Origin of the sequence: Shewanella sp. 4_MG-2023 (genome assembly GCF_030548015.1) — a bacterium.
GTDB lineage: Bacteria > Pseudomonadota > Gammaproteobacteria > Enterobacterales > Shewanellaceae > Shewanella.
Map to the genome: position 1 here is coordinate 189,330 of NZ_JAUORL010000002.1, position 12,627 is coordinate 201,956.

Here is a 12,627-nt window from a genome sequence, read left to right on the forward strand (position 1 = left end):
CCTTAATTTTTATCCAAACCAAGCGTGACACGTAATTGGCCTAAGGTATTCAAGTCCCCTTGACGACTAGCAGAAGTTAACGCTTGTGTCGGTGCATGGATTAAGCGATTGGTTAGCCTATTGGCTAGCTCTAAAATCACTTGTTCATTGTCACCACCTTGAGTTAATTTGTTCAAGGCGCGCTCTACTAATTCATCTTTAATTGCCAAACTTTGGCTTCGGTATTCTCGAATACTGTCTACAGACTCTAACGAACGCACCCATTCCATAAAGATATGAGATTGTTCATCGGCAATTACTTCTGCCTGCTCGGCGGCTTCTTTACGTGAAGCCATGTTCTGTTCAATGATGCTGTGTAAATCGTCCACAGTATAAAGGAAAGCATCGTCTAATTCGCCAACTTCTGCTTCTATATCACGAGGAACTGCAATATCAACCAATAGCATGGGTTGATGACGACGTTGTTTCAGTGCCTTTTCGACCATGCCCTTACCTAATATAGGCAATGGACTGGCGGTAGAGGATATCACGATATCGGCTTTAGGTAGATAGTCTGGTATTTGTTGCAGCGTAATTGCCGTTGCATCAAACTCTTCACACATCGCCTGTGCACGCTCAACCGTTCGGTTAGCCACCACAATACCGGCAACCTCATTGTCTTTTAAATGCTTGGCAACTAATTCAATGGTTTCTCCAGCGCCAATCAATAATACATTGGTGGTACTTAGTGATGAGAAAATATGTTTGGCCATGCTGACAGCGGCAAACGCCACTGACACCGCGGCGGCGCCAATTTCGGTTTCAGTACGCACTTTTTTAGCCACTGAAAAGGTGTTTTGAAACAAACGGTCAATAGTAACTGCCGTTGTGCCTGCCTCTTTAGCTTTCGCAAAGGCTTGTTTAACTTGCCCAAGAATTTGTGGCTCACCTAATACTAGAGAATCTAGGCCTGAAGACACGCGCATTAAGTGTTTAACGCATTCCTGATCCTCATAGCTATAAATACAAGGCATGAGATCATCATGACTAAGATTGTGATAATCCTCTAGCCATTCGATTATGTCTTCTTTAGTGCCGTTGTTGCAATAAAGTTCTGTACGGTTACAGGTTGACACGATCACGGATTCACCCGAGCTAGTTCGACTAGCTAGACTCTTCATCGCATCGTGAATCTTATCCGGTGAAAAGGCGACTTTCTCTCGAAGATCGACCGTGGCGGTTTTATGATTTATTCCGATTGCTACTAGGCTCATGTGACTCGTTTTAAGTTCTTCGCAGGATCATTAATTAGGTCATTCTACTTAATTGGTAAAACTAAAAACACAATTGGCTTAACAAAACGGAATAATTATCTATTTTTTTTCTAATAATTCTATCTTGTTAACAAAATCATCCATCATTTGACAAAATACACCAAGAAAAACAGGGCTATGTATATCTACATTAGCTAATATTGTCTAGTATAGGAGTAATAATTAATCAAATCAGTTTTATTTATAAAAGCATTTTTACAATCAGCTTATTGCCCAGTATCATGCCTTATCGCTTTTTTATCCCAGTGAGTCCCTTTGCGAATTTTAACAACTTACCTAAAACACTTACTGTTGATGAGCTGTTTATTGTTAACGGCTTGTTCTATTCGTCCGCCGCACACGCTTTCAGAAACACAGGTAAAGCACCCCAGTGACGCCCAAGCATGGGAATTACAAGGTAAACTGGCTTTTCGTTCTAGCAGCGATAAATTTAGCACCAACTTATTTTGGTTGCACGATCAAAGCAGCCAATATGATCGCGATGAATTGACCCTTACCACCATGATTGGCACAACTGTATTGTCACTTAAGTCTGAAAATGGCCTAGCCAGTTTAGACATTCAAGATAAAACTTACACAGACAACAACCCTGAGCGGCTAATCTACCGCGTCAGCGGCATGACCATTCCCATTAATAAATTACCGCTTTGGATCACAGGTCAAGTCGCCCCTGATGATGAAGTGCTAGAATATAATCCAGATGGCAGCATCAAACGTTTTAGCAGTGCTGATAATGGCGGGGATTGGCTGGTAAGCTTTATGAGTTATCAGCAACAAAGCGGTGCTAAGCTGCCCAGATTACTGCAAATCAATCGCGCTGATGTACAAATAAAAATACAGATAAATCAATGGCAAGCGCTAACAACCAATCTAGCACAAACCAATAACTAATCGATATTGGTTTATCGGCTATTGATGATGCGCTGTTATATAAGTACTTATATAGGCACTTCGACTCAAAATGACAAAACCACTTGAATGGCTTTTACATGACAACAAATAAAGACAATTTGGCAATCTCCACTGAATGGCCAGCTCCTGCAAAGCTCAATTTATTTTTGCATATTACCGGCCAACGAGCCGATGGTTACCACGAGCTTCAAACCCTGTTTCAGTTTATTGACCAATGTGACTATTTAGATTTTCAGACGACTGAGTCGAAACAAATAAGCTTGCATTCAGAATTATCAAAAGTTGTCGCAGAAAAAGATAACTTAATTCTAAAGGCCGCAAAATCTTTACAAGAATATTGCAATTATCAGGGCGGCGCACAAATTTGGTTACGTAAAAACTTGCCTATGGGTGGCGGTTTAGGTGGTGGTTCATCTGATGCGGCCACCACATTAGTGGCATTAAATAAGTTGTGGGGGCTTGATTTACCCCATGCAACCCTAGTAAAAATCGGCCTAGAACTTGGCGCGGATGTCCCTGTTTTTATTAATGGTTTTGCTGCTTTCGCTGAAGGTATTGGTGAACAGCTTATTGCAGTGCAACCAGCAGAGTTATACTACCTAGTCATAGTGCCTGAAGTCCATGTGTCAACCCAAGCAATTTTCCAAGCGCCAGACTTAACTCGCGATACACCTAAATTAGCAATCGATACTTTAATGCAGCAAAATTGGTCAAATGATTGCCAAAAACTTGTCACAGAAAAGCACCCCCAAGTTGCCAATGCCTTAAGCTGGCTGGTAGAATATGCGCCGTCAAGAATGACCGGAACTGGCGCATGCGTCTTCGGTGAATTCGAACAGCAACAATCGGCGCTAGACGCGTTGGCACACCTGCCAACGACCATGAGCGGCTTTGTTGCTAAAGGCTTAAACCTGTCACCTTTGATGACACGTTTAAACCAAGATTAACAAATACCTTCTAGAAATGTTTTTTGCTTATTGATGACAACATCCTTAAGTCACATTTTTAGCCACTAACTTAAAGCCAACACCTGAGGTTCATAAAGTGCCCGATATCAAGCTCTTTGCTGGTAACGCTACCCCTAAACTAGCCAAAAAAATAGCCGACCGTTTATTTTGCAAACTTGGCGATGCAGTAGTAGGCCGTTTCAGCGACGGTGAAATCAGTGTTCAAATCAATGAGAACGTACGTGGTGCTGATGTATTCATCATCCAATCGACTTGTGCACCGACCAACGACAACCTAATGGAACTTATCGTTATGGTTGATGCGCTTCGCCGTGCATCTGCTGGTCGTATTACCGCAGTAATTCCATACTTCGGTTACGCTCGTCAAGATCGTCGTGTTCGTAGTGCTCGTGTACCTATTACTGCTAAAGTTGTTGCAGACTTCTTATCAAGTGTTGGGGTTGACCGCGTATTAACTTGCGATCTTCACGCTGAGCAAATTCAAGGTTTCTTTGATGTGCCTGTTGATAACGTTTTCGGTAGCCCAGTACTGCTAGAAGATATGTTAGGCAAGCAACTTGATAACCCAGTTGTTGTTTCTCCAGACATTGGTGGTGTAGTACGTGCTCGCGCTGTAGCTAAACTACTTGATGATTCTGACTTAGCAATTATCGATAAGCGTCGCCCACAAGCGAACGTAGCTCAAGTAATGCATATCATTGGTGATGTTCAAGGCCGTGACTGTATTATTGTTGATGACATGATCGATACTGGTGGTACTTTATGTAAAGCGGCAGAAGCGTTAAAAGAACATGGTGCTAACCGTGTATTCGCTTATGCAACTCACCCGGTATTTTCTGGCAATGCTGCGAAAAATATCGCTGAATCAGTTATCGATGAAGTTATCGTTACCGATACTGTGCCATTAAGCCCTGAGATCGCTAAACTTGAAAAGGTAACTCAGCTAACAATGTCAGCAGTACTTGCTGAAGCGATCCGTCGTGTTAGCAATGAAGAGTCTATTTCTGCGATGTTCCGTCACTAATCAATTATTTGAATTAGTCGCTGACTTAAGGTATCTGGCTTAGGTCTTTGAGTTAGGTCTTCGACTTAGCACCGACATCGAAAAAGCGCACTCAATCGAGTGCGTTTTTTATTGGCTGTTATTTGGCATAAATCAATCTAGATTAATAACCCATAACTCAGTACCCTATTGGCTATAAAAATAATTCAACAATAAGTCATTACCCATGTTTAAGCCTTTCTCATTAATCTCACTGTGTTTTGTTGGCCTAATCTTATCCACTCAAGTCACTGCGCAGTGGCATCAAAAGAGCTTTGAAGTCATGGGGACCCAAGCTCATGTTGAATTTTGGCTTTCAGAAGCAGAGAAGAATACAGAGTCAAATGAAAAACAAACTGCAGATAACCTCATCATCGCTGTCGAACAAGAAATGCATCGCATCGACCGATTAATGAGTCCTTATAAAGCAGACAGCGAATTAAGCAAAATCAACCAACTGGCAGGGAAAGAGGCAGTTGTCATTAATCAAGAACTGTTTGATTTGCTGCTTGATTCACACAAGATTGCTGAGCTGACAAACGGTACATTTGATATCACTTACGCCTCAATTGGTTATCAATACGATTACCGCCAAGGACAAAAGCCAGCGAAACCCGAGATAAACCAAGCCCTCGAAGCTATAGATTACCGCGCAGTAACCTTAGACAAATCACAATCTAGTGTTCGTTTTAAAAACCAAGATGTACGGATTGATTTAGGCGGAATAGCTAAAGGACATGCCGTTAAGCAATGCTTAGCCATTTTACAAGCTGCAGGTATTAAGCACGCCTTAGTCAGCGCAGGTGGTGATACAGGACTGCTCGGTGACAGACGCGGCCGCCCATGGTTTGTCGGTATTAAGCACCCTAGAGCCGCTGAAAAAACAGCGGTGCAATTACCACTGGCTAACGAGTCAATTTCAACATCAGGTGATTACGAGCGTTACTTCATCGAAGATGGCGTGCGCTACCACCACATCATTAATCCTAAAACCGGCGACTCGGCCAGAAAAGTGGTCAGCGTGTCCATCATTGGTAAAGACTCAACTTACGTTGATGCCTTATCAACAGCCGTATTTGTAAAAGGCTTACAACAAGGCATGACGCTGATTAACCAATTGCCAGAATACGAAGCGATTATTATTGATAATCAACAGACGTTACATGTATCAGAGGGACTACAACAGGATTAGATAAGTGATGGGTTAATGGCATTTGCTTAGTTTTTCTGCCCCTACTTATTTGTAGGGACAAATCTTACTTGATTTGAATTTGAATGCTGCAGCGGTCAAATCAGTTAGCCTCGGCTACTGTGCGGCAGGAGGCTCATGTGTGTCAGCAGTACTTTTGCCTTCACTGACGGTTATCAATGCACCTAGAAAGATAATTGCCAGTATATCTATAGATATGAATTGTGATTGCATTGAGGCTGTATATTGATAAAGAGCGAAGCCTGGACTGAATGATGCATCAACACCAAGGGAAACCTGAGGGGCTAAATGGATTGAAACATATGCTCCGCCAAGGCCTGAGTATTTAGCAGAAATGGTTCCAATTGCAATATTGGGAATTTGTAGAGCTTGATTGAGAATTGAAAGCCAATAGTACTTATACTTTTCTCTGATTGCAGTTATACCAGCCACAATATTTAGAACGACTAAGACTACCGTAACCATAGTACTTAATAGGGATGCAGTACCATCAAATACTGACAAAAAATAGGTTATTGTAATTGCAAGTGCAGCTATCACTTGAAGGTAGCCAATGATTAGCACTCTATTTTCAGCAATATTAAGCTCTTTCTGTTTTGCTTTAACTTGATGAGCTGCAACTTCTTCCTTTCTGCTAGATAACTCATTCAGCAAAGACTCAAAATTTTCACTATTAGGGTCAATGCTCCTTTTTACGTCTAATAGCTCATCAATTGAATATTGAGAATAGTCGATTAACTTCATACACTTCCTTGTATTACTAACATTTGTATTGTACACATTTATTGAACTAAACATTTATAGCTTACTAAAGCAAAGCTATTGATTAATAAGCACTCTATCAAAGTTATATTAAATAAACGAGTATCCATATTTGATTGCTTAATTTCCAAACTTCGTTTGGGTTAAGTTCAACATCGTGGCGCTTCGCCCACACCAGAGCAAAAGGGAGTGGACGGCAACTCCCTCTTGCATCACCCTCGCCGCTCCGGCGAAATTTAAAAAGCAAAATTTCCAACGGAGAATCATCCAGCTTTAGCCTATATTTTGAGCCTGCCTCACTAAGCTGCAAAAATCGCTAACGCTTCCGATGGGGCGTCCCTTCCCCTCGAAAGCTAGCCAGACATCCCTGTCTGGACTCACGCGATTTTCTTACTTACCTCAATTCGAATTGAATATTCAAAGGAGATCAAAAGCATTAAAAAACAAATAAAATTAACTTCAAAAAAATTTGGAACTACAACCGAAGTTGCAGGCTTGATGTTCCCCATTGAAATTGCTGAAATGTGTTGAAGAAAATGGCGTAAGCCTGACAGGACGTCAGGCTAGCTTTCGTTTGGCCATGGATGGCCTATCGGAAGCGTTAGCTATTTTCGAATAAGCATGAAGCTTACTCGCTTTGAAAGAGTAATTTCGTTGGGGCGGCAAGGGATGTCGAGAAGGGAAATGCTGTTGTTTCCCTTTCGTCGGGTGTGGGCGAAGCGCCACGACTTTGATTCTGATTTTAGTTAAATTTAAAAACAAATATAAAAACAAATATAAAAACAAAAAAGCTCAGAGAAAACCTCTGAGCCTTTCAATTTAACCAGCAAAATAAACTTATATTTTAATCAAACTATCGGCTGAAACGCTGTTAGCGAATCTAACATCGCACTGTTCCCCAAACCTTGTCTTGGTGCCACCATATTGAACTGGCCTTGTTCACCATGCAGTGCCATGTAGTTAAGCAACACCGTATCCACCAGCAAGTTCACGTTATTTGCCGATGGAGCTGATGCGGTATCCACTGAGGCATCAGAGCGCATAAAGCCGATTTGTTGGTTTTGTGCCATTTGATCAGCACTTGCGCCCATTAATTGTGGCTTACCCGCTGGGTTATACACCAAGAAGAAAGATGCACCTGTTGACGAGTTATCTCCCGTCCATTCGCCCTTGCCTCGTCCTTCCATTGAGTCATCGATGCGGCCATTACTGGCAACCGAGCCATCACTGAATACATACATCATCAAAGGTTGATTGCGACGAGCGGCATATTCCAAACATGCGCCCATACAACGCCCTGCGCGTAAATCTCGTAACTCACCGGTACCACGCTCACCTGTGTGATAGTCAAAACCACCCATAGTGACAGTGCCAGCACCAGAGAATCCATTGACCACCAACTTCATAATAGAAGCGGTTTTTTGGAACTCTGATTCTGAATCAAATTCATTAATGGTAAAGATACCGCTTGGGCCCACAATGTCAGGATCTAACACAGGGTTAAGCGTCGAAGGATCACCAAAACGATCGGCTAAATCAGCACTTTTCACATAGCCACAATTGACTAAGTCTTTAATCACATCATCACGAGTTACTTGAGTGTTCACCGAAGCCATTTTCTGGGCGCTAATGCGCTGGATGCTTTCCATTACGGTTACGGCATCGCGCTGAGATAACAAGTTAAACAAATCACCCACATCCACAAGCCCAGTCACATCAGACGGTCGATCGATTTTAGTTGGTCGCATGCTCAAATCGACAAAATTAGCCGCTGCCATTGAGTTGCCACCAGAGTCAGTGCTGCGCGAGCCAATGAGTGGCATCAGCGAGCCGTTAGCACCAGCCGCCGCAATAGCATACATAGGATTATGTGGGTTATTACCTGTATCGTTATCAGAACGACAAGGGATCACCGCACCATTAATCCGTGATGCGGTATCGGCTGAAACCTTTTCCAATATGCCACGTAAAAACGCTGAATCAGAGTGGAACGCGAGCCCTAAATCAGTGTTAATAAAATCAGATATACCAACATCAGGGTTTGCAATCGATGGTGCCATATCACCAGGTAAACCCAGCTTGTTATAGCCAGCTGTCGATAAGAAATCTTGCTGACCTCCTGCGCCACCAACCAGCACATTTGAGCCAGCAATATTGGCGCCGCCCGCTAAATCGAAACTAATAAACGGAATTTTACCCGCCCCTTGTACGCTAATACCGCATGAGTCTCGCAGTGCTTCTAGGTCAGAAGACAACGCAGCATTGGCTTGGTTTGGGTTAGCAAACATGCTCATTAATGATAAACCCGCGACCGCTTGGCCACCTTTTGCCAGGCCCGTTGAGATAAACTCACGCCGAGTCATGGGTTTACGATGATCGGAAAACAATAAAGGACTGTCAGGGTGAAGATGAGTACGTTTAGTCATGTTGAAGTCCTTTTAAACTCTTTTTTGCCGCCGCTTGATTGTCGATATTCAATATTGGAAACGTGGTGATCTGTGTGGGTATTTTTATCATCATTACGCTCCTATTGAATCAACATCACAGCACTTGCCAACACTGCTGCACATGAGGCTTTAGCAATAGTTTGGGTTCGCTCTGCATTACAGTTTGTGCCACACACAGACAAATTACTGACTAGTGAATCCAGCTCGTTATAAACCAAGTTAGCATCAGGCTGACTCGATAAATTCAGCGGCATAAGTTGACCAATTAACGGGTTGAGCAAGTTAGGTCTTTCTGCGCTGCTTAATGCCACGTTTGGCTCTTGCGTGAAGTCAATATCAGGGAACCAAGCGCTGCGTAAGCTATCGTCATCAATGGCGACATCGCAATAGGCAATTGCCAGTTGCGTCACCCCCATTTGCTGTGCAGAAATAAAGGTATCGATATTTTCGACACTCGGCAGTTGGCTTTTTACTAGCCCATAGGTATCAAACACTTTGGTTGTTTGCTGAGGTACACCAGTTAACTCACTCATTGAGTGGTTAATTTCAGCAAAGTTTCTTAAGCCTATTTGCGCGGTTTCGGTATTTGCTGGTAACTCATCAGGTGTGATTATCACGCCAGGCACAACCACATTTTCATGTTCACCGATTTGCTCAAAAGTGAGGAAAAACTCATCCTGACTGGCACCTTTTTCGAGACCAATAATAGTGCCTAATGCAGACAGCGACATAGGTTCAGCTAACGCCTGACCGCTTTCAATGGCTAAATCGACGTTAGAATAAGCTTGTCCTTGGGCACTTTCTTTACCATTAATCCCGATACGAACTGAACGCATATCAAATGCTTCAGCCACTGGCGTACCATCGATATTCACCAATGAAGCGCCAGTAAATAAATAGCTGTAATTATCAAATTGGCTGACTTCAAACATCACATAGGTATTGGGTAAATCAATTAAATGACTTACCGAGAACAGCAAGAAGAATTTCTCACCTACACCAACATCATAGTTTTGGCTGATTTGTTCTTGCTCTAGTACGCGGTTATAAATCGCCAACAAACGAATATCACCCTGCCAGACATGTTGGTTTGAAGCCTCTCGTCCTAAAATCAACGCAAAGCTGTCATCCCAAGATGCCAACGGCGCAATATCTTCATCAGCCACTTCAATTAAGTTACCATTGACGTAAATTTTTCGCCCTTCTGTAGCGTTATAAGTTAATACCACATGCTGCAGTGTCGCTTGCAACACTTCATCGGCATCTGGCGAACTTAAGGCTGGTTCGCCATTGGTGCTTGAAGCTTCAGTGCGCAGCATAAAGTCATAGTTATATTGGCTCTGGCCTAATGTGAAGTTACGTGCATCATCACCTGCTGAATAAGTGACGATTCTTGCAGGCCCTTCTTGGGTGACATTATTTGGTGTTACCCAAGCTTCAACTGAAAACTCACCAGTAGAGGTGATTAAATCATGGAGTTTCTTACTGTTGGCGGTACTGGCCTGCGCTTTACCATTAGTAAAAGATAAGCCCCAACTGCCGAGCCATTCAACATCACCCGTCAGCGATAAATTCGCTTCTGGCGCGATACCAGAGGTATCGTATGCAGTAGAACCCTCGCCAGTTTTGAACTGGTATAAGGCAATGACATCCGTTTCAAATCGACCACCACTTGAAGCGGTAATACCATCCGTTAATCGTAGTGATTTAGACACCACCATTTCTGGTGAAATTTCATCGACAGCAATTGCATCACTCATCGCTGTAACAGCAGCAAGCATTTCATTGCTATTTTCTTGGCAATTTGTCCAACAGTTATGAAACTCACTGCCTAAACGAACCACTAATCTAGACTGAGATGGCTCATCGATGTTGATGACATTTTTAGCCGACTCGTAAGCTTGAGTTATATCGTTACTTGCAAAGAAAGGTGACTGAGCAAAAGTCGCTCCTTCGTTATGACAATCAACGCAGTACTGACTAACAATGGGGTAAACATGTTGGCTAAATAGCGCACTGTCATCTGGGAAACTTTTGCTTGAACCTGGCTCTCGAATGACTGGCGCAGTTAACTCAATTGTATTGGCGCTACTGACCCGTTCATCTGACCACAATTTGATCCACGAAGTCATGGTTTCACCACAGGCACTATCACTGTCTAGCCAACAATTATGGCCACCAGCCACTTTTTCAACTAAGCGAGATGAAGCAGGATCAGTTAAGTCAACCAGCGGATTCGTCGCTGCATACGCGTCGTTAACGTCTTCTCGACTGGCAAAATATGGCGCTTGATTTCCTTCTGTATGACAGGCTCCACAGCGATTTTGGGTTGAGATATTATCCCACAATGAGACTTTATATTTTTGAATGTCTTCAGTGGCAGGTGCAGGACCGGTATACACGCCAGAGTCTGGTTCTTGCTGTTGAGGCGGATTACTTTCTACGTCACCGCCGCCACATGCCGTGAGGGTTAAACATAAACTCAGCACCGAGAGGCTAGATAAGGTTTTTTGAGATAATTTCACCGTTACTCTCCCATGCAGTAGCTGCCAACTTCAGCGAATACACGCTTAAGTTGATATGAGTTTTGTTGAAAAGACTCAGTGGTCGCCGCAATTTGGTTAATATCCTCATTGGACTCTGCATCTCGTAAGCACACGGTTTTAAATACTTTCTTTACTTGGCATTGAGCGAAAGCTTGGCTATTAGCAAACTCCTCACCTAATGACTTAGCACCAAAGCCTTTACCTTCAAGGGTTTCATCCCAGCCAAGCTTTTGGTTAACCCCCTCACGCCAATAGTTATGCCATTCATCATCTTCAGTGACATAACCGTAAGGGAAACTGGTCGAGTTAATATGGTATTTACCTTGCACCCTGGTGCCTGTATCGGGATCAACTTGGCCACTTTGGTTGTAAGCAATAGCCCCATTATCACCAACCGGATCGGCTTCAAGGTTAAAATCATATTGATAAAATGCAAACGCTTGAGCTAATGGATCCATGCCACTGTGGCAACCTAAACAGTTATTGATAAATAAGCGACTATCGCCACCAGGGCTGCGGCTAACATCTTGGCGGATTCTATCGGGTGAACGGGTATTATCTTTTAGGGGCTCTAAATCAGTGCACAAATGATTCATTAAGGTAAAACGCACCATGGCTCTGTTTGTACCTAAATAAAAGAATGCTTTGGCAGCCGCTCTACTGGTTAGAACGCCTGCTGTAGCATCACTTGGCAAACCATTTAAGCTAGACTGACTGGTTCGCTCCAAGCCATCTTTTAAATCAATAAACTGATCTTCTAATGATTGGTAATGTTGGTTATTACTGGTGCTATAGGCTGGTAAATTAAGGCTGTTCTTCCCCACATACACCATATCGGCTTGCAGTACCTGCCTGAAATCAACGTCATCTCGTACCGCACCAATTACAGTTGCACTGTAATCATTTAGTGGTGCAAAACTGTCTTGATCGATATTAGTCCAGGGGGTGGCGAACAATTTTAAAGTCGTGGAATAAAAAGCTGGGGTTTCCATTGCTAAATAAGCCGCTTCTATCGGTTTACTATCGTCGAGTAATTGCGCTATATCATTGAGGGTTTGTTCAGATGCGGGAACACCGGCGATACGATCATGTAATTGCTTTGCTTGCTCTAACGTCCCAGCATGAGACAAAGGAGCAAAAACAATTATTGAACCTAGTGTTAATTTATGCAAAAAGGCTCGGGTTTTATTCAGTCTTAATTGCGTTCTTAGCACATTGAATTTATTTGAAAATCGTTGACTTTTCACCGTACAAAGTTGCCTCTTCATACTGTCTCCTTGTCGTTATTTCAGCCAACAAACGCCTTAAGCGGCAGAGTTATAAAAACGCAGACAATGATAAGTATTTCGGGAATCATAAAGCTTGTTGTTTTTATTTTTGTTAACTTTATTTTTTACTTGGCAAAATAATTTTTATTAAAAAGTATT

9 protein-coding genes are annotated in these 12,627 nt (G+C 42.7%); 4 read left to right on the forward strand and 5 right to left on the reverse strand.

Features of this window, described 5'->3' with window-relative positions:
• Positions 1 to 2: 2 nt before the first annotated feature.
• Complete coding sequence (gene hemA / locus Q4546_RS01850) at positions 3 to 1,253, reverse strand: glutamyl-tRNA reductase (protein ID WP_102438932.1); 1,251 nt, start codon at positions 1,251 to 1,253, stop codon at positions 3 to 5.
• Positions 1,254 to 1,568: 315 nt separating this feature from the next.
• Between hemA and lolB the strand changes: the two genes are divergently transcribed.
• From lolB to Q4546_RS01870, 4 genes are all read left to right on the forward strand, one after another.
• Positions 1,569 to 2,204, forward strand: a complete 636-nt coding sequence (gene lolB / locus Q4546_RS01855; protein WP_241900962.1) for a lipoprotein insertase outer membrane protein LolB — start codon at positions 1,569 to 1,571, stop codon at positions 2,202 to 2,204.
• A gap of 98 nt (positions 2,205 to 2,302) precedes the next feature.
• Complete coding sequence (gene ispE / locus Q4546_RS01860) at positions 2,303 to 3,172, forward strand: 4-(cytidine 5'-diphospho)-2-C-methyl-D-erythritol kinase (protein WP_303445571.1); 870 nt, start codon at positions 2,303 to 2,305, stop codon at positions 3,170 to 3,172.
• Positions 3,173 to 3,269: 97 nt separating this feature from the next.
• A complete protein-coding gene (locus tag Q4546_RS01865; protein ID WP_076543115.1) occupies positions 3,270 to 4,217 on the forward strand; it encodes a ribose-phosphate pyrophosphokinase in 948 nt (315 codons plus the stop codon).
• A gap of 205 nt (positions 4,218 to 4,422) precedes the next feature.
• The gene (locus Q4546_RS01870) at positions 4,423 to 5,427 is read left to right on the forward strand and encodes an FAD:protein FMN transferase (RefSeq protein ID WP_303445572.1); all 1,005 of its coding nucleotides are present in this window, start codon (positions 4,423 to 4,425) and stop codon (positions 5,425 to 5,427) included.
• 114 nt (positions 5,428 to 5,541) lie between these two features.
• On the opposite strand, the gene Q4546_RS01875 is transcribed toward Q4546_RS01870, so the two are convergent.
• The 4 genes from Q4546_RS01875 to Q4546_RS01890 all read right to left on the reverse strand — a co-directional run bounded on the left by Q4546_RS01875 (position 5,542) and on the right by Q4546_RS01890 (position 12,468).
• Positions 5,542 to 6,189, reverse strand: a complete 648-nt coding sequence (locus tag Q4546_RS01875) for a hypothetical protein (RefSeq protein WP_303445573.1) — start codon at positions 6,187 to 6,189, stop codon at positions 5,542 to 5,544.
• 866 nt (positions 6,190 to 7,055) lie between these two features.
• On the reverse strand, positions 7,056 to 8,633 hold the full coding sequence (locus Q4546_RS01880; protein WP_303445574.1) for a general secretion pathway protein GspF: 1,578 nt from the start codon (positions 8,631 to 8,633) through the stop codon (positions 7,056 to 7,058).
• 101 nt (positions 8,634 to 8,734) lie between these two features.
• Positions 8,735 to 11,179, reverse strand: a complete 2,445-nt coding sequence (locus tag Q4546_RS01885; protein ID WP_303445575.1) for a LamG domain-containing protein — start codon at positions 11,177 to 11,179, stop codon at positions 8,735 to 8,737.
• A 2-nt stretch (positions 11,180 to 11,181) separates the two neighbouring features.
• Complete coding sequence (locus Q4546_RS01890; protein ID WP_303445576.1) at positions 11,182 to 12,468, reverse strand: hypothetical protein; 1,287 nt, start codon at positions 12,466 to 12,468, stop codon at positions 11,182 to 11,184.
• Positions 12,469 to 12,627 lie beyond the last annotated feature (159 nt).

Bases quoted from the DNA above. Each gene is read 5' to 3' on its own strand.
- hemA (WP_102438932.1), bottom strand. From the start codon at position 1,253: ATGAGCCTAGTAGCAATCGGAATAAATCATAAAACCGCCACGGTCGAT.
- ispE (WP_303445571.1), top strand. From the start codon at position 2,303: ATGACAACAAATAAAGACAATTTGGCAATCTCCACTGAATGGCCAGCT.
- Q4546_RS01870 (WP_303445572.1), top strand. From the start codon at position 4,423: ATGTTTAAGCCTTTCTCATTAATCTCACTGTGTTTTGTTGGCCTAATC.
- Q4546_RS01875 (WP_303445573.1), bottom strand. From the start codon at position 6,189: ATGAAGTTAATCGACTATTCTCAATATTCAATTGATGAGCTATTAGAC.
- Q4546_RS01880 (WP_303445574.1), bottom strand. From the start codon at position 8,633: ATGACTAAACGTACTCATCTTCACCCTGACAGTCCTTTATTGTTTTCC.
- Q4546_RS01890 (WP_303445576.1), bottom strand. From the start codon at position 12,468: ATGAAGAGGCAACTTTGTACGGTGAAAAGTCAACGATTTTCAAATAAA.